Genomic DNA, 16,495 nt, shown 5'->3' with positions numbered 1-16,495 from the left:
TTCATCTGTCGGGTTGAGGGAGGCTCAGGGCATGTCGACCACCCGGGTGTCCGCCGGCACCCGTTTCTTGCCGGTGATCATCGCCCTGACGAGATCGCCCCGTACCAGACGATCCAGGGCGATGACGGCCAGTACATGGACGAAGATGGCCACCTGCAGCCCCTTGGCAAAGAACTCGTGGATCTCTTCCATGCGATGGGTGCCGGAGAGCGGCCCGTATTCGGTCATGATCCCGCTGGCGGCGGTGCCGACAAGGCAGGTCAACAGCAGCAGTATCATCAAGGACCCCAAAGGATTGTGACCGGCGTAGTAGGGATGGCGCCCCTTGATCGTCTCCTTGAGATAGGTGATGACGCCGGTCGGTGTCGGCAGCCACTGGGCGAAGCGGGCATGATAGGAGCCGCTGAAACCCCATACGATGCGCAGTACCAGCAGTCCGGCCAGCGCATATCCCGCATAGCGGTGGTTGCGCGCTCCCTCTTCAAGGATGAAGAGATTCAGCACGCACAACAGCACAGTGGCCCAGTGAAATCCCCTGACCACCGGATCCCATACCTTGATTTCACGGTTGTTCTGCATCGTCTTTCCCATGAGGTGATCCCCTTGTCGTGATGTCCATGATCATCGCCATCGTCAGCCATGGCTGCGTGATGGCCGTTGTCAGCATCATGGAGGCGATTTCTTAAGTGCGAGTTAATGTCGCGGTGATGTCGCGGCGAGAAAAAGCCCCGGCGATGCGGGGCTTGTAGGGGCATTAGGGGGCGAACCTCAGTGGAGGATATCCCCCATGAAATAGGCCAGCATGGTCAGGATGACGGTGAACACCAGGTTCAGCACCAGGCCGGCCCGCATCATCTCCCGCTGCTGGATATGGCCGCTGGCGAAGACGATGGCGTTGGGGGGCGTGGCCACCGGCAGCATGAAGGCACAGGAGGCGCCGACGGCGATCAGCACGGAGACCACGATGGGGGAGACTCCCAGAGCCTCGGCCACCCCGGCGAACAGCGGCACCAGCAGCGCGGCGGTGGCGGTGTTGGAGACCAGCTCGGTCAGGAACACCACGAAGGCGGCCAGGCAGAGCAGGATCACGAAGATGGGCATGGAGGAGAGGCCGCTGGAGAGGTGCTCCGCCAGGAAGGCGTTGGCCCCGGTCTGCTTGAGGATGGCGCTCAAGGTGAGACCACCCCCGAACAGCAGCAGCACGCCCCAGTCGGTGTTCTGGTTGATGTCATCCCAGCTGGCGACCCGGCTGACGGCGATGGCCAGGATAGCGCCCATGGCGATCAGGGTATCGAACTGGGGAATGCCGCCCAGCGCCTTGGCAAGAGGCTGGGATCCAATCCACAGCAGCACCGTGGTCAGGAAGATGGCCAGGGTCACTTTGCGCTGACCTGTCCATTCGATGGTGACCTGCTCGGTGCTCACCTGGTGGGAGAGATTGGGACGGGTCACCCAGTAGAGCAGGCCGATGCCCACCGGCATGAAGATGATCACCACGGGGATGCCGAACTCCAGCCAGTCGGTGAAGCCCAAGCCCATCTGGGCGGCGGCGATGGCATTGGGGGGGCTGCCCACCAGGGTGCCGATGCCACCGATGCTGGCGCTATAGGCGACGCCAAGCAGCACGAAGACCAGGGTGCGGCGCTCCTTGTGAACGTCCAGCCCCTTCAGCATGCCGAGGGCCAGCGGCATCATCATGGCCGCGGTGGCGGTGTTGCTGATCCACATGGAGAGGGCGGCCGTGATGGTGAAGAGCACGATGGAAGCCCAGCCCAGGTGTCCCTTGGCGAGCTGCATCACCTTGCCGGCGATCTGGGTGTCGAGTCCCTGCTTGGAGAGGGCTGCCGCGAGGGCAAAGCCGCCAAAAAAGAGGAACAGGACGGGGTTGGCAAAGTCGGTCAGCGACTTGCTCATGTCGAACACCCCGAGCAGGGTGGCGAGCACCGGGATGGAGATGGCGGTGATGGTGATGTTCACCGCCTCGGTCAGCCAGAGGATGGCGATGAAGATCAGGATGGCCAGCCCCTTGTTGACCATGGGGTCAAACGGGAGCCATGCCAGCATGGCGCAGAGCAGGAGCAGATCCAGGATGACGATCCCGGACTTGATGTCCAGCCAGCGTGAGGGGGGAGTCGTAGGTACAGCCGATGTGTGCATAACGTTCTCTCGGTTAATTTATGGTTGTTGTTGTGATGCCGAGGTTACATTTATCCCCCTGTTTGAAACAGGGGGATATGGTCAAATCATGTGGCGACTCACAGAGTCAAGTGAAAATGGATCTTCAATCAAACAGAAATGAAACATTTCATTTTCATTTGACGGGGGAGGTGAAGGAGAGCAGCCACTCCTTGAACAGGCTCTTGGGCAGAGAGCCGCTGCGCTGTGCCAGGATCTCCCCCCGCTGGAAGACCATCAGGGTCGGGATGCTGCGGATGCCATAGCGACCTGCGATGGCGGCCTCCTGCTCGGTATCGAGTTTCACGAAGCGAAGGCGGGGCTCAAGCTCCCGGGCGACCTCCTGAAAGACGGGGGCAAACTGCAGGCAGGGGCCACACCAGCTTGCCCAAAAGTCCACCACCACCGGGATGTCGGACTGGATCAGGGCATCGAAGCTGGCCTGACGCCCCGCCACCGGGGTTTGTTCGAAGAGGGGGTGACGGCAGCGGCCGCACTTCGCGTTTGAGTCTGCTTTTTCGACAGGCAGGCGGTTGCGGGTAAAGCATTGGCTACAATAGGTGGTGACAAGTGACATAATTGCTTCCTTATTTCATGGCCCGGCAACATCTTTATTGCAATCAAAGCGCTGACTAACGGTAATATAGCACTCAGTGGTTTTTCACAGTTGGCCTCCGGCCGTGACCTGATGTCACCGGATGGCCGACCATGACATGAGAATCGAGACGGGATGAAGAGTGTTGCACGGGCCAATCGTGTTGTCTTTGGCCTTATCATCGTATCGCTGGTGGGCTTTTCTGCCTATTGCTGGCAGTTGCTCAGCCAGCAGCAGCGTGCCTTCGATTTGAGCGTGGCGGCTGAGATGGTGCTTAATCGGGTCAATACCGATACCGTCTATCTGCTGGGGCGCGAGAAGGCAAGCGATGGCAGCGTACAGCAGCGCCTGAGCCTGCTTTCCAGTCACCTGGACAGGTTCGTCAGGCTGGTGCACGAGGATCCGGAGTCGGTGGACGACCCCGGCTCCCAGGCGTTGCAGCGGGACATCGACGGTTATCTGCTGGATCTCGCCAGGCTCTACACCATGGAGATGACCATCGAGTATCTGGCTCCCCGCTTCCAGGGTCAGCTCAAGGCGTTGCAAGGCACTCTGCCGGTCGGTGAGGCGCAGTACCGCGACCTGACCGAACTCATGCGCCTGCACCACTACCTCAGACGCAGCTGGGATCAGAACGAGCAGCGGCAACTGCTGCAACTCCAGCAGCACCTGCTCGACCGCTATGGCGAGCAGCCGAGGGTCGCGGCCCTCGTTCGGCTGGGCCAGGAGTTCAATCAGCAGGTGATGGAGTACCATCGCCTGCGCAATCAGGTGGTGGAGATGAAGGGGCTGAGCTCGCTGCCTGCCTGGAAGCAGAGCAAGCTGGAGCGGGCCTCCTCCCTCAAGAGCCGCTTCTACCTGATGGTGCTGGGGGGGGCGCTGCTCTGCTTCTCGCTGGTGGCCGCGACCCTGTGGCGCCGCAACCAGAAGCTGAGCGAGCTCTCACGCCATGCCGCGCTGCTGGCCCAGGCCAAGAGCGACTTCCTGGCCAACATGAGCCACGAGATCCGCACCCCCATGAATGCCATCATCGGCTTCAGCGCCCTGGCACTGCAAACCAGCCTGGATCCCCAGCAGCGGGACTATCTCAACAAGATCAAATCCTCGTCGGATACCTTGCTGCTGCTCATCAACGACATCCTGGATCTCACCAAGGTGGAGTCCGGCAAGCTGACCCTGGAGGAGATCGACTTCGATCTCAGCGAGCAGCTCGACTCCCTCGCCGCCATGTTCGCGGATCTGGCGGAGCGCAAACACATCGAGGTCATCATCAACAAGTCTCCCGCCGTGCCCGACTTTCTGCGAGGGGATCCGCTGCGCCTCGGTCAGGTGCTGGTCAACCTGGTGAACAATGCCATCAAGTTCACCGAGCGGGGCGAGGTGGAGGTGGCCATCACCCTCACCAGCCAGCATCCCATGCGGGTCTGTTTCAGCGTGCGGGATACCGGCATCGGCATCGCCCCGGAGAAGCAGGCCCAGCTGTTCCAGCCCTTTACCCAGCTGGAGGCGGGCAATACCCGCAAATATGGCGGCTCCGGGCTTGGCCTCAACATCTCCCAGCGCCTGGTGGGGCTGATGGGCGGGGAGATCACCGTGCAGAGCAAGCCCGGGGTGGGCTCCACCTTCCTGTTCGAGATCCCCATCTCCCAGGCGGTGTACGGGGTCTCGGGGCGTAGGGTCTTCTTCGATCACCAGCCCCTGATCCTGATGATGGATGACAACGAGCTGGTGCTGGAACTGGCCAAGGACATCCTGGGGCGGGCGGGGGCGTCCGTCATCACGGTCAACAGCCTCTCCCGCGCCCGTCAGGTGCTGCGGGAAGAGGGGCATCACCTCCGCCTCGCCATCCTCGACTGGCGCATGGGTCAGGAGGATGGCCTGGACTTGGCCCTCGAGATGTACCAGCACAGCCAGTGGCGGCGCCTGCCTGTCCTGATGACCAGTGCCTGGTCCAGGGAGGGGCTGCACGGGCGGATGGAGAGCATGGGACTGACCCATTTCCTGGCCAAACCCATGACCGAAAACGCCTTGCTGGCCAAGGTGGACGAACTGCTCAACGGCAGCTCCCATGACAGCAAGGTCCGCCAGGCGGAGGCCCAGGGGGATCAGCAGCAGTTCCGGGAGCTGCTGCGCGGCACCCGGGTGCTGCTGGCCGAGGACAACCGGGTCAACCAGCAGCTCATTCTGGAGTACCTGCGCCGGGTGGAGGCCAAGGTCACCGTGGTGGACAACGGCCGCGAGGCGGTGGAGCAGGTGGCGGAGCAGCCGTTTGACGTCATCCTGATGGATCTGCAGATGCCGGTGCTGGACGGGCTGGATGCCACCCGCCAGATCCGCAAGATGGTGGACAAGCACGATGTGCCCATCATCGCCCTCACCGCCAGCGCCATGCCGGGGGACAGGGAGCGCTGCCTTGGTGTCGGCATGAACGGCTATGTCACCAAGCCGGTGAGCAAGCTCGATCTCTACAACAACCTGCTGCAATGGGTGAAGAGCAGCGGCGGGGAGCCCAAGGTGCCCATCGAGGTCAAGCCGCCGGCCCTCATGGGCGTGCTGGATCTGGAGGATGCCCTGCGCCGGCTGGAGCATGACAGGGAGGCGCTGCAGATCCTCTTCAAGCTGTTCCTCTCCGAGCACAAGGACGATCTGTGGGACATCCGCACCGCCCTGCGTCGCCAGCAGCCCGAAGTGGCGTGCCGGTTGCTGCATACCCTGAAGGGGGTCTCGGCCAACATCTCCGCTTCCCGCCTGCAACTGCTGGCCGGGGAACTGGAGTGGCGGCTGCGGCTGCAGGAGGAGCTGAGCGAGGGGGAGCTCAACCAGTTGCAGCAGGTCTTTACCCAGACCCGGGAGGAGGTCTCCCACTTCCTGCTCACCGGAGAGCAGCAGGAGTCGGTCGCCTTCCCCTTCTCGCCCCCCGACAAGCGGCTCTGAGGGAGGGCAAGATAGCAATCGTTCTCAAGTCACCCGCTTCAGGCTATGATGACCCACTCGTTCGCCCCCGTCAGGGGGCGATTGTATTGAGCTTCTCTTCACGATCACGCGGCAGCGCGCCGCGACCAAGGACTTCTCTGTGAGCGTATTTTTGCGGCTTGGCTGGTTTTTCAAGGATCAGTGGCGGCGTTATCTGGTGGCCATCTCCCTGCTGATGCTGGTGGCCCTGTTGACCGTGATCCCCCCCAAGGTGGTGGGCTGGGTGGTGGATGGCATTGCCAAGGGTGACCTGGACAGCGGCACCCTGACCGGCTATCTGGCGGGGCTTTTTGGCCTGGGACTGCTTATCTACCTGCTGCGCTATGTGTGGCGGGTCATGCTGTTCGGTGCCTCCTACCGGCTCGCCTACGTGCTGCGCAACCGGCTGTTCAGCCACTTCACCCGCATGAGCCCGGATTTCTACCAGCGCCACCGCACCGGTGATCTGATGGCCCACGCCACCAACGACATCCAGGCGGTGGAGATGACCGCAGGGGAAGGGGTGCTGACCCTGGTGGACTCCTTCATCGTCGGCATCCTGGTGCTCTCCATCATGTGCAGCCAGTACTCCTGGCAGCTGACCCTGCTCTCCCTGCTGCCCCTGCCGGTGATGGCCTTCTTCATGAACCGCTTCGGGACCCAGATCTACAAGGAGTTCAAGGCGGCGCAGGGGGCCTTCTCCCGCCTCAACAACAAGACCCAGGAGGCCCTCTCCGGGGTGCGGGTGCTCAAATCCTACGCGGTCGAATCCCTGGAGGACGAGGGCTTTGCCGAGCTGACCCGTCAGGCGGGGGAGCGCAACATGGCGGTGGCCCGCATCGACGCCAAGTTCGACCCCGTGATTTACCTGTGCATCGGCTGCTCCTATTTTCTGGCGGTCGCAGGGGGCAGCTCCCTGGTGCTGCAAGACAAGCTGACTCTGGGGGAGCTCACCAGCTTCACCATGTACCTCGGCCAGCTCATCTGGCCCATGTTCGCCATCGCCTGGCTGTTCAACATCATCGAGCGGGGCAGCGCCGCCTACTCGCGCATCGAAAGCCTGCTGGGGGAGCGCAGCGACATCGAGGAGCCGGCCCATCCCGTGGCGCTGGCCTCGGCCTTTCCCCTGCGGGTGCAGGGGCTGGGCTACCGGCTGGAGCAGCGCACCCTGTTGCAGGGGGTGGATGTCACCCTGCAGGCTGGCGCCATGCTGGGGATAGTGGGACGCACCGGGGCAGGCAAGAGCTCCCTGCTCAAGCTGCTGATGCGCCTGGCCAACCCCACGGCCGGGGAGATCCGCATGGGAGAGGTGCCCATCTCGCAACTGTCGCTGGGTGAGCTGCGCAGCCAGTTTGCCTATGTGCCCCAGGAGCCGTTTCTGTTCTCCACCACCATCGCGGCCAACATCGCCCTGGGCCGCCCCGAGGCGAGTCGGGAGGAGATTGAGCGGGTGGCGCGCATCGCCTGCGTGCACGACGACATCAGTCGCTTCCCCAAAGGGTATGAAACCGAGGTGGGGGAGAAGGGGGTGACCCTCTCCGGCGGTCAGAAGCAGCGTCTGGCCATCGCCCGCGCCCTGCTGCTGGATGCCCCTATCCTGGTGCTGGATGACGCCCTCTCGGCGGTGGATGCCCACACCGAGCAGCAGATCCTGCTGGCCCTCAAGGTCCACAAACGCACCCTGGTGCTGGTGAGCCACCGCATGACGGCGGTGGAGCAGGCGGACGAGATCCTGGTGCTGGAGCAGGGAGCGATCAGCGAGCGGGGCCGTCACGAGGCCCTGATGGCCAGGAACGGCTGGTACGCGGACATGGTCCGCTACCAGCGCCTGGAGCAGGACGTGGAGGAGAGCCTGTGAACAGGATGACAAGACCCCTGGTTTCCTTCACCCCCCGCCCGGCTCCCGCGATCGGAGAGGGGAGCAAAAAGAGTCAATTCCCGTGGAACGCTGCGCTGGAGGCAAGTCTGTGAATCCAACCATCAAACGGCTGCTCGCCTACTGCGCCAGCTACCCCCGCTGGCTGGTGCAGGCGGGCATCTGCCTGCTGCTCGCCACCGGCGCCGAGGTGGCGGGTCCCTTGCTCATCAAGCTCTTCATCGATGACTACCTGGCGCCGCGCCGGCTGGAGTGGGGCATCATCGCCGCCCTTGCCGCCGGTTATCTGGGGTTGCAGGTGTTGTCGGCGGCCGGCTTCTATCTGCAATCCCTGCGCTTCAACCGCATCGCCCAGGCGGTGGTGCAGCGTCTGCGCGAGCAGGTGTTCGCCACCGCCATCCGCCTGCCTGCCCGCTATTTCGACAAGCACCGCTCGGGCTCCCTCATCTCCCGCATCACCAACGACACCGAGGCGATCATGAACCTCTATGTCCAGGTGATCGGGCTCCTGGTGCAAAAAGTGGTGCTCCTGTGCGGCATCCTGCTCTCCATGGCGCTGCTGGACTTGCGCCTGATGCTGGTGTGCGCCACCCTGCTGCCGGCGGTGGGGGCCGTGATGTGGCTCTACCAGAAACTGAGCGTGCCCGTGGTGAGGGCGACCCGATCCTTGCTCTCCGACATCAACAGCCGTCTCAACGAGTCGTTGCAGGGGATGCCGGTGATCCAGGCCATGGTGCAGGAGCGCCACTTCGCCAACGCCTTTGCGGGGGTGAACCAGCAGCACTGGCAGGCGCGGATCAAGAGCCTCAAGATCAACGGCATCCTGCTGCGCCCCCTCATCGATCTCTTCTACATGATGGTGCTCATCGGTCTGCTGGCCCTGTTTGCCCACGAGGGGCTGAGCACGGCGGGGGCCATTCAGGTGGGGGTGCTTTACGCCTTCATCAGCTATCTGGGGCGGATGATCGAGCCCCTCATCGAGATGACCAACCAGCTCAACCAGTTGCAGCAGGCCATGGTGGCGGGGGAGCGGGTATTCGCCCTGCTCGATGAAACCCGCGAGAGCACCGACGGGGAGGTGCGCTCCCTGGAGGGACGGGTACGCTTCGACGGGGTGGGCTTCTCCTACGACGGGGAGCAGCAGGTACTGCAAGATGTGAGCTTTGCCACCCGGCCGGGCCAGATGCTGGCGCTGGTGGGCCACACCGGCAGCGGCAAGTCCACCATCATCAGCCTGCTGATGGGTTTCTACCCCCTGGATCGGGGGAGCATCCACTTCGATGATCACCCCATGAACGACCTGGCCCTCTCGGCGGTGCGTCGCAGCATCGGCCTGGTGCAGCAGGATCCTTTCATCTTCGTCGGCACCCTGGCCGAGAACCTGCGCCTTGGGCGTGACGGCATCGAGGATGGGCGGCTCTGGCAGGCTCTGGAGGAGGTGCAGCTGGCCGATTTCGTGCGCCGCCTGCCCGATGGCCTGGCCACCCTGATGGAGGAGGGGGGCAAGAACCTCTCCGCCGGCCAGCGCCAGCTGCTCTCCTTTGCCCGCGCCCTGGTGGGGGATCCGCGCATCCTCATCCTGGACGAGGCGACCGCGAGCGTGGACTCCCAGACCGAGCTCGCCCTCTCCCAGGCGCTCTCGGCGGCGCGCCGTGGCCGCACCACCATCGCCATCGCCCACCGTCTCTCCACCATTGTGGATGCCGATGAAATCCTGCTGCTCTCCCGCGGGTGGGTGAGCGAGCGCGGCACCCACGGCGAGCTGATGGCGCTGGGGGGGCATTATGCCCAGCTGTTCGAGATGCAGAGCCAGGGGGCCTGGCTTGAAGAGAAACGGGCCTGAGGCCCACCTAAAAAAACAGCCGGCATCTGCCGGCTGTTTTTTTGACTGGCGGGGTTACACCGTGACCTTGCTGCGGCTGACCAGCTTGGGCTCCAGGGGCGGGAAGTCATCGTTGAAGAAGGTATCCGCTTCTTCAATTTGTGCCTTGCGCTGCTTCTGGATGAAGCTGTCGAAGTCGCGCTTGATCTCGGGGTCCTTGAGGGCCTCGTAGTCGAACACGTTGGCGGCATAGAGGTAGTTGAAGTAGATGTCGACGAACTCGGCGCTGGCACAGGCGGAGGTGAACTTGCTGTTCTGGCGGTCGAAGTTGACGCGGTACTGCTTGATCTTCGGCACATAGACCAGTTCGTTGCCCACCTTGAACACTTCCACCGTGACCCCCACCGTGATGGTCTTGTAGAAGTCCTTGTTGTTCTCCACCCCGAAGCGGATGGCATCCCCCTGCTTTTGCAGGAACTTGTTGAAGCTGGCCAGCGCCGTGGTGCCCTGGCTCACCACCACGTCCATGATGAAGTTGATGAAGTCGGTGGCGATGCTGAGCCCCTTGATGTGGCGGCTGTAGCTCTGCTGATCGATCTTGCTCGGCCCCATCAGAGGGATCTTGGAGAGGGCCCTGGCCCAGAGATCCGCGTCCGTCTTGTACTGCTCGCCATAGGCTTCGGCGTAACGGTTGATGTAGGCGGTGACCACGGAGGTGATGGCGATGAGGTAGGCCTTCTGTTCCGCCAGCTTGGCCATGACGGCGGGATCGTCCAGCAGCTCGTTGGCCACGATGAACTCCACCAGGCCGTCCTTGTCGGCATAGGGATCAGTGCCCACCGCCCGGACGGTGTCGGGCAGATTGACGTCGTTGAAGAAGGCCTCGGCCTCGGCGAACTGATCATGGTTGCTCAGGCGGTTGGCCGGTGCCTCGCGCACCAGCTGGCAGAGCACCAGCTCGGCCTCGTAGTCGGACTCGCGCCACAGGGGGGCCTGCAACTGGTTGCCGAAGGTCTTCTTGTAGGCGAGGTTGAAGTCAAACAGCACCGAACTGCAGCCGCAATCCATGGCGAAGTCGACGGTGTAGCTCAGCGGCCCGGTGGGCAGGGGCTTGCTCATCTTCCCCTTGGCGCTGAGGTTGGCATAGCACTTGAGGTACTCCCGGCCAAACAGCTCGTAGGCACGGTTGTTGTTGAAGTTGAGCTGGAAAGTACCGGCGCTCTCGCCCCCGTTGAACAACTGTTGCACGTGACTCATCTCTCTATCCTTATGGTGAGATTGGTAGACGGGTTGACCCGGTGCCGAGTGGCTACTTCCGGGCCAGCAACAGCCTAGCGAGGGAGTGGGGGTTTGGTTACTGCGAATAATCCCAGTGGCGGGGGCGGGATCCTGGGCTAGCCCCCTGACGGGGAGTATTTCTCGTTGTGTTTCATTCGGATATGGCTGTCATGGTCCCGTCATCCGGTGCGGGACCTTGAAAAAAATCGGAAAAGGGAAAGAGAGGGGCGACCCGGGGTCAGGAAAGGCCGGTTTTATCATTTGCCAGACAAATAGAACCTGGCCATTGCATGAATTTTGCAAATACCCTTTGGGGGCCCGCTCACAGGGATGGCACGGGAGGCTTGTCTATCGGGAAGCAGGCTGGCAACATTTGCGTCACATTCACTCATCGGATCAGTTTGCAATGGACCTGCAACGCCTCAAAGCCAACCTCGCCCTGCGTCTGTTCGCCTGGCGCTACATTCCCGTCATTGGTTTCTGTGCCCCCGTCATCGAGCAGATGGACGCCAGGGCGCTGCGCATCCGCATTCCGCTGGGCTGGCGCACCCGCAACCACCTGGGCAGCATGTATTTCGGGGCGCTCGCCACCGGTGCCGACCTGGTGGGAGGGCTCCTGGTCATGGAGAAGGGGCGGGCGCGGCGCAAGAAGGTGCATTTTGCCTTCAAGGATGTGCAGGGGGAGTTTTTGAAGCGTCCGGAGGGGGACGTGCAGTTTGATTGCGCGGCGGGGGAGCTTATCGACGCCATGATCGACGAGTCCCTGGCGAGCGGTCAGCGCATCAACCGCCCCATCCAGGTGGTGGCCACCTGCCCGTCTCGCAACGGCGACGAGGCCATGGCCCGCTTCGTGCTGACCCTCTCCATCAAGGCCAGCTGAAGGCCCGAGGGCGCGCTGGCGCCCTTGTTCAAGCCGGGATCAGAGGATCTCGGGGCTGCTCCCTTCCTTCACGACCACCTTCATGCCGTTGAAGTTGACCACCTGCTCGGCGACTATCTTGCAGCGTTTGCGGGTCTCGACCTGACCGTCCACTTCCACCAGGCCCTCGGCGACCAGCGCCTTGGCGGCACCGCCGCAATCGGCCCAACCCTGATGCTTGATCAGGTCACACAAGGCAACGAAGGGGTGACCTTCGAGCAGAAACGTCTCCATGGGAAATCCTCTAGCTGGATGAATGGCTGAAACAGCGGGGGCTCATTCTAGGCAGTTAGGCGGGGCAGGGAAAGGGCCCGGGCCGAATTGCCCCGAAAAAGGGGCGAGCACAGGCAAAAAAACCAGCCCGACCGGGCTGGTTGTGTCTCTGGGTGCCACTGGCGCTCAAGGGAGCTTCACCACCGCTTCCCCCGTCACGGCGAGGGCGCCGCCCTGGGTGAAGATGCGGGTGGCCAGGGTGGCGATGGGCTTGTCGTCCCGCAGGGCGATGATCTCCACCTCCGCCGTCACCTCGTCCCCCACGAACACCGGCAGTTTGAAGCCGAGGCTCTGGCCCAGGTAGATGCTCCCCTTGCCTGGCAACTGCTGACCGAGCAGCCCGGAGAAGAGGCTCGCCAGCAACATGCCGTGGACGATGGGGCGCTCGAACACCGTCGTGGCGGCGAAGTCCGGGTCCAGGTGCAGGGGATTGAAATCCTCCGAGAGGCCGGCGAAGGCCGCCACCTCGGCCGGGCCGAAGCGCTTGGTCAGGCGAGCCTTCTGGCCCACGGCAAGGGGTTGTGTACTCATGCGGGTTCCTCTTCTTGCTTCCTGACGCCGGCAAACACCGGATTGAGCCGTACCTTGACGTAGCTGCCGGGGGCCGCCTCCAGCCCCTCGACAGGCTGCCGGGCGGGGACGGGCTCTGCCTCGTCACGGTCTTTGATAAAGCGCATCATCTCGGGCCACCAGGAGCCGCTCTGGTGGGTCGCCCCCGCCAGCCACTGCGCCGGGCTGTCCGCCTCGGCCCCGTTTTGCCAGAAGCCGTATTTGTTGGCATCCGGCGGATTGATGATGCCGGCGATGTGCCCGGATTCGGCCAGAATGAAGCGCCGCTCGCCCCCGAACAGCGCCATGCCCTGCCAGGTCCCCTGCCAGAGGGCGATGTGATCGTCCGCGGCGGACACCAGCAGCACCGGGGTCTTCACCTTGGCGAGATCGATGCGGGTGTGGCGGATCTTGAGCTCCCCCTTCACCAGCTGGTTTTCCAGGTAGAGTCGGCGCAGCAGGCTGTTGTGGGTCTTGCCCGCCACGTTGGTGCTGTCGCTGTTCCAGTGCAGCAGATCGAACGCCACCGGGCTCTGGCCCTTGAGGTAGCTGTCGATGTAGTAGTTCCAGTAGAGGCTGTTCTCCCGCAGCAGACTGAAGGAGACCGCCAGCTGGCGCCCGTCCATGATGCCCCTGGCCTCGTTCTGGGCCTCCAGCGCCGCGATGATGGGCTCGTGGATGAAGATGCCAAGCTCCCCGGGCTGGGAGAAGTCCAGCAGGGTGGTGAACAGGGTGGCGCTGCGTACTCGCTGTTTCTGGCGCCGCGCCGCCAGCCAGCCCATGGCGAGTGACAATGCAGTGCCACCGATGCAGTAGCCGATGCCGTGCACCTCCCGCTCGCCGGTGGCCGCCTCCACGGCGTCCAGGGCGGCGATGACCCCGTCCACCACGTAGTCGTCGAGATCGACCTGCCCCTGTGCCACCCCCGGGTTGCGCCAGGAGATCATGAAGACCGTCTGCCCCTGGGCGACCAGCCAGGCCACCAGGGAGTTCTGGGGGCGCATGTCCATGATGTAGTACTTGTTGATGAAGGGGGGCACGACCAGCACCGGGGTCTTGCCCACCGTCGCCGTGGTCGGGCTGTACTGGATGAGCTCAAAGAGCTCGGTGCGCAGCACTACCCGGCCCGGGGTAGTCGCCAGATCCCGGCCGAGCTCGAAGGCGGACTCGTCGGTCAGGCGGATGTTGAGGTGATCGGCGCTGCGCTCCAGATCTTCGGCCAGGAGCGCAAGGCCGCGCACCAGATTCTGGCCGTCGGACTCCAGGGTGAGCTTGAGCAGCTCCGGGTTGGTGGCCAGGAAGTTGCTGGGAGCCATGGCGTTGACGTACTGGCGGGTGAAAAAGCGCAGTCGCTCCCGGCTCTTCTCGGGCACGCCCTCCAGGGCATCCACCGCCGCCAGCAGGTGTCTTGCGGTCAGCAGATAGGATTGCTTGAGGTAGTCATAGAGGGGTTGCTCGCTCCAGGCGTCGGCCTTGAAGCGGCGATCGCTGCGATCCGGGGTGATCACCGGCTCGCTCGGCTGGCCTGCACTCTTGAGCAGGGTGTGCTGCATCAGCTTGAGCTGATCTTGCCACCAGTTCATCTGGGACTGGATCAGCTGCCAGGGCTGCTGGCTGCCCTGCTCCAGCACCTTGCCCAGATCGTCCAGACTGGTCTGCAGCAGGGCCTGGGCGGTGCGCTCTGTCTGGGCTCTGGCCATGGCCAGCAGCTTGTCGTTGTAGTGGGCCAGGGCCTCGAACAGCGGGCCGTAAGATGATTGGCTCATGTGTTCTCCTTCACCCACGCCCGGGGCGGGCACTTGCCCGTTCTGTCGAGTCGTGGGGAGATGTGGCTGCCCGCAAGACGGGCAGCCAGGGGTTATCAGGCCTTGCCCGTGCTCTTCTTGATGCCATCTGCGGTCAGGGCATCCAGCTCTTCCTTGAACTGCTGGCCGAGGGCGCTGAGCTTCTGGATGTCATCCAGCATCTGGCGGGAGAGCTGGCTGGCGCTCTCCAGCTGCACGGTGCCGAGGGCCGCCAGGCTCTGGGCATCCTGCACCTTGCCGACGGCCTGCAACTGGTTGAGCCCCAGTTCGGCGTAGGCATTGGCGGACGCCAGTTGCAACCGGGTCAGCTGTTCGATGTTGCTGGCCAGCAGCTGGTTGTAGCGGGTGAGGGGGGCGGCAAAGCCTTGCATCTGCTCGGTAAAGCTCTTGATCACGTCCATATTCATCATGGGTCTCCGGTTCGGCAGAACACTGTTTTTGCGGGTCAATCGACCCTTCTTGCGGGTACAGCACGTCATCCCTGTGTTACGTGTTGTTTGCTCTGTTCAAACACACGTTTGAGCATTCTGCAACCAATCCACCTTTGGTGTAAATGACATAAATGTTAGTTTCTGTTTGAATTTTCCAATCCACCGAGAGAGCCATCCCCGGATTCAGACGAGAGGTGACGCAGGGAAAGGGTCGGGGTCTCGTCCCCCGGGGCCTGCGCTGGTACCCTTGAGCCACACCCTCTTCACAAGGAATCCCCGATGAAACCGTTCGCCCTGCTGCTCGGCTGTGGTGCCCTGACCCTCGCCGGTGTCGCCCAGGCCAGCACGCCGGTCCAGATCTCCCTGCCCGGTATCAACCTGCCCTCGTCCAATCAGGTGGAAGGGGCACGGGCTTCCTTCCTCTACGGCCGCACCGGCCAGGTGAAGGGGATCGATCTGCCGGTGTTCGCCCTCTCCGACGTGGATCAGTTCACCGGCCTGCAGCTTGGTGTGTTCTTTGGCGCGAGCCGGGTGCGCCACCAGTTTGGCGGGGTCGCCATCAACGCCGTCAACTGGCATGAAGGGCAGGATACCGGCCTCAATCTGGGCTTCGTCAACCTGACCAACAATGTGAAGGGGCTCAACTGGGGGGCGGTCAACATCGCCCAGGGCAATGCCCTGGCCAACGTCGGCTTCGTCAACTATGCCGAACGCACCACCTTCCAGCTGGGGTTCGTCAATGCCACCAAGCACCTGGACGGCTTGCAGATTGGCCTGGCCAACTACGCCGAGAACGGCATCTTCCCCATTCTGCCCCTGATCAACTTCAAGAAATCCTTCTAGGGACCAACTTGCCCTTGCTTTAGGAGGGGCAGCCATTACCCTGTGCTCCATCAAGGCTGCACAGAGGTAACAGGGGCATGACAACGGAACACATGGACGCCATCGGCATCGGTTGGGACGTGAGGGGCTGGCAGGGTAATGCCCAGGCGGTGGCGGTGGTGGGTTGGCAGGCCCGGGAGTCCCGTCTGCACTGGCTCGGGATCTCCCCCTTGTTTCGGCTGAGCTCCCGGGTCGCGCCGGATCTGGATGCCCTGCTGCGCCCGGCCCTGCAAGACGAGGTGGCGCTGATGCAGGTGCTGGCCTGCCCGCGCCTTGCTCTCGGCATCGATGCGCCCCTGGCCTTTCCCCGCGCCCTCGCCGATCTGCTGGCGGGGCGGGGGAGCGGCTTTCCCGTGCCTCAGCGGGAGATTGACAACCCTTACGCCTACCGGGATTGCGAGCGCTGGCTCCATCAGCACTATGGCAAGAAGCCCCTCTCCGCAACATTCGACAGGCTCGGCAACAACGCCACCCTGGCCCTCTCCATGCTGCCGCGTCTCGGGGATCTGCAACTGGTGCCAAAACAGGCGAGGGCTGCCGGGCGCGCGGTGCTGGAGGTCTATCCCGCCTTGGCCAAAATGGGGGGCAAAGCCTCTGCGGTGCGGCCCGAGCTGCAACCCCACCTGCCGGTGTCCCTCATCCCTGGAACGGATCCCTATGATGCCGCGCTCTGCGCTCTGATGGCCCTGCAATTTGCGGCCGAAGGGGCCGTCACCTCGCTGCCTGCCCTGGTGGACCTGCCGGACGAGATGGCACCGGACGAAGGCTGGGTCTACCACTTCGCCCGGGATTGAGGCGCCCAAGGGCACTACGCTCCCTCTGATGAGACTGCTGGCGACTTGCTGTCGCCACTGTGTATGGCTTGCCGTTGCCACGGTGTCAGGCAAGGGTAGGCCGCGTTCGTCCTGTGATCTTCCGACGCCTCCTTGACCCTTGCC

General features: G+C 63.3%; 14 protein-coding genes. 6 read left to right on the top strand and 8 right to left on the bottom strand.

Going from position 1 to position 16,495, the window contains the following annotated elements; genetic code table 11:
* Positions 1–24: 24 nt before the first annotated feature.
* The 3 genes from H7R73_RS12980 to trxC all read right to left on the bottom strand — a co-directional run bounded on the left by H7R73_RS12980 (position 25) and on the right by trxC (position 2,752).
* Entirely contained in the window at positions 25–591 is a 567-nt protein-coding gene (locus H7R73_RS12980) for a cytochrome b/b6 domain-containing protein (RefSeq protein WP_103260225.1), read from the bottom strand.
* A gap of 177 nt (positions 592–768) precedes the next feature.
* Complete coding sequence (locus H7R73_RS12975) at positions 769–2,157, bottom strand: SLC13 family permease (RefSeq protein WP_041215077.1); 1,389 nt, start codon at positions 2,155–2,157, stop codon at positions 769–771.
* Positions 2,158–2,311: 154 nt separating this feature from the next.
* The gene (trxC, locus tag H7R73_RS12970; protein ID WP_041215078.1) at positions 2,312–2,752 is read right to left on the bottom strand and encodes a thioredoxin TrxC; all 441 of its coding nucleotides are present in this window, start codon (positions 2,750–2,752) and stop codon (positions 2,312–2,314) included.
* A 153-nt stretch (positions 2,753–2,905) separates the two neighbouring features.
* Between trxC and H7R73_RS12965 the strand changes: the two genes are divergently transcribed.
* The 3 genes from H7R73_RS12965 to H7R73_RS12955 all read left to right on the top strand — a co-directional run bounded on the left by H7R73_RS12965 (position 2,906) and on the right by H7R73_RS12955 (position 9,441).
* Positions 2,906–5,704 carry a hybrid sensor histidine kinase/response regulator gene (locus H7R73_RS12965; RefSeq protein ID WP_042879779.1) on the top strand — a complete coding sequence of 933 codons (2,799 nt, stop codon included), beginning with the start codon at positions 2,906–2,908 and terminating at the stop codon, positions 5,702–5,704.
* Positions 5,705–5,843: 139 nt separating this feature from the next.
* Complete coding sequence (locus tag H7R73_RS12960; protein WP_103260224.1) at positions 5,844–7,580, top strand: ABC transporter transmembrane domain-containing protein; 1,737 nt, start codon at positions 5,844–5,846, stop codon at positions 7,578–7,580.
* Positions 7,581–7,689: 109 nt separating this feature from the next.
* Entirely contained in the window at positions 7,690–9,441 is a 1,752-nt protein-coding gene (locus H7R73_RS12955; protein WP_103260223.1) for an ABC transporter transmembrane domain-containing protein, read from the top strand.
* Between the two features lie 54 nt (positions 9,442–9,495).
* Here the strand turns inward: H7R73_RS12955 and H7R73_RS12950 are convergent, their stop codons facing one another.
* Complete coding sequence (locus H7R73_RS12950) at positions 9,496–10,677, bottom strand: hypothetical protein (protein WP_103260222.1); 1,182 nt, start codon at positions 10,675–10,677, stop codon at positions 9,496–9,498.
* Between the two features lie 427 nt (positions 10,678–11,104).
* Here H7R73_RS12950 and H7R73_RS12945 point away from each other — a divergent pair, with 427 nt between their 5' ends.
* The gene (locus H7R73_RS12945; protein WP_010674883.1) at positions 11,105–11,578 is read left to right on the top strand and encodes a DUF4442 domain-containing protein; all 474 of its coding nucleotides are present in this window, start codon (positions 11,105–11,107) and stop codon (positions 11,576–11,578) included.
* 39 nt (positions 11,579–11,617) lie between these two features.
* On the opposite strand, the gene ybcJ is transcribed toward H7R73_RS12945, so the two are convergent.
* The 4 genes from ybcJ to H7R73_RS12925 form a co-directional block, all read right to left on the bottom strand.
* Positions 11,618–11,851 (bottom strand): ribosome-associated protein YbcJ, encoded by a 234-nt coding sequence (gene ybcJ / locus H7R73_RS12940; RefSeq protein WP_103260221.1) that lies wholly within the window; start codon positions 11,849–11,851, stop codon positions 11,618–11,620.
* A 165-nt stretch (positions 11,852–12,016) separates the two neighbouring features.
* A complete protein-coding gene (locus H7R73_RS12935; protein ID WP_103260220.1) occupies positions 12,017–12,421 on the bottom strand; it encodes a MaoC family dehydratase in 405 nt (134 codons plus the stop codon).
* Positions 12,418–14,205 carry a class I poly(R)-hydroxyalkanoic acid synthase gene (locus H7R73_RS12930; protein WP_103260219.1) on the bottom strand — a complete coding sequence of 596 codons (1,788 nt, stop codon included), beginning with the start codon at positions 14,203–14,205 and terminating at the stop codon, positions 12,418–12,420. The genes H7R73_RS12935 and H7R73_RS12930 overlap by 4 nt, the downstream gene beginning before the upstream one ends.
* A gap of 95 nt (positions 14,206–14,300) precedes the next feature.
* Positions 14,301–14,651, bottom strand: coding sequence for a phasin family protein (locus tag H7R73_RS12925; RefSeq protein WP_039040883.1), 351 nt, complete (start codon positions 14,649–14,651; stop codon positions 14,301–14,303).
* A 303-nt stretch (positions 14,652–14,954) separates the two neighbouring features.
* On the opposite strand from H7R73_RS12925, the gene H7R73_RS12920 reads away from it, so the two are divergent.
* The gene (locus H7R73_RS12920; protein WP_039040884.1) at positions 14,955–15,518 is read left to right on the top strand and encodes a VC2662 family protein; all 564 of its coding nucleotides are present in this window, start codon (positions 14,955–14,957) and stop codon (positions 15,516–15,518) included.
* A 77-nt stretch (positions 15,519–15,595) separates the two neighbouring features.
* A complete protein-coding gene (locus H7R73_RS12915) occupies positions 15,596–16,351 on the top strand; it encodes a DUF429 domain-containing protein (protein ID WP_103260218.1) in 756 nt (251 codons plus the stop codon).
* Positions 16,352–16,495 lie beyond the last annotated feature (144 nt).

Origin of the sequence: Aeromonas sp. WP2-W18-CRE-05, from assembly GCF_014168615.1 — a bacterium.
GTDB lineage: Bacteria > Pseudomonadota > Gammaproteobacteria > Enterobacterales > Aeromonadaceae > Aeromonas > Aeromonas caviae.
Note: the sequence above shows the minus strand (reverse complement) of the source record. Positions and strands in the feature narration are given on the sequence as shown.

What these genes read in the sequence shown, in the direction of transcription:
- H7R73_RS12980 (WP_103260225.1), bottom strand. Translation starts at nt 591, where the DNA reads ATGGGAAAGACGATGCAGAACAACCGTGAAATCAAGGTATGGGATCCG.
- H7R73_RS12975 (WP_041215077.1), bottom strand. Translation starts at nt 2,157, where the DNA reads ATGCACACATCGGCTGTACCTACGACTCCCCCCTCACGCTGGCTGGAC.
- trxC (WP_041215078.1), bottom strand. Translation starts at nt 2,752, where the DNA reads ATGTCACTTGTCACCACCTATTGTAGCCAATGCTTTACCCGCAACCGC.
- H7R73_RS12965 (WP_042879779.1), top strand. Translation starts at nt 2,906, where the DNA reads ATGAAGAGTGTTGCACGGGCCAATCGTGTTGTCTTTGGCCTTATCATC.
- H7R73_RS12950 (WP_103260222.1), bottom strand. Translation starts at nt 10,677, where the DNA reads ATGAGTCACGTGCAACAGTTGTTCAACGGGGGCGAGAGCGCCGGTACT.
- H7R73_RS12945 (WP_010674883.1), top strand. Translation starts at nt 11,105, where the DNA reads ATGGACCTGCAACGCCTCAAAGCCAACCTCGCCCTGCGTCTGTTCGCC.
- ybcJ (WP_103260221.1), bottom strand. Translation starts at nt 11,851, where the DNA reads ATGGAGACGTTTCTGCTCGAAGGTCACCCCTTCGTTGCCTTGTGTGAC.
- H7R73_RS12935 (WP_103260220.1), bottom strand. Translation starts at nt 12,421, where the DNA reads ATGAGTACACAACCCCTTGCCGTGGGCCAGAAGGCTCGCCTGACCAAG.
- H7R73_RS12930 (WP_103260219.1), bottom strand. Translation starts at nt 14,205, where the DNA reads ATGAGCCAATCATCTTACGGCCCGCTGTTCGAGGCCCTGGCCCACTAC.
- H7R73_RS12925 (WP_039040883.1), bottom strand. Translation starts at nt 14,651, where the DNA reads ATGAATATGGACGTGATCAAGAGCTTTACCGAGCAGATGCAAGGCTTT.
- H7R73_RS12920 (WP_039040884.1), top strand. Translation starts at nt 14,955, where the DNA reads ATGAAACCGTTCGCCCTGCTGCTCGGCTGTGGTGCCCTGACCCTCGCC.
- H7R73_RS12915 (WP_103260218.1), top strand. Translation starts at nt 15,596, where the DNA reads ATGACAACGGAACACATGGACGCCATCGGCATCGGTTGGGACGTGAGG.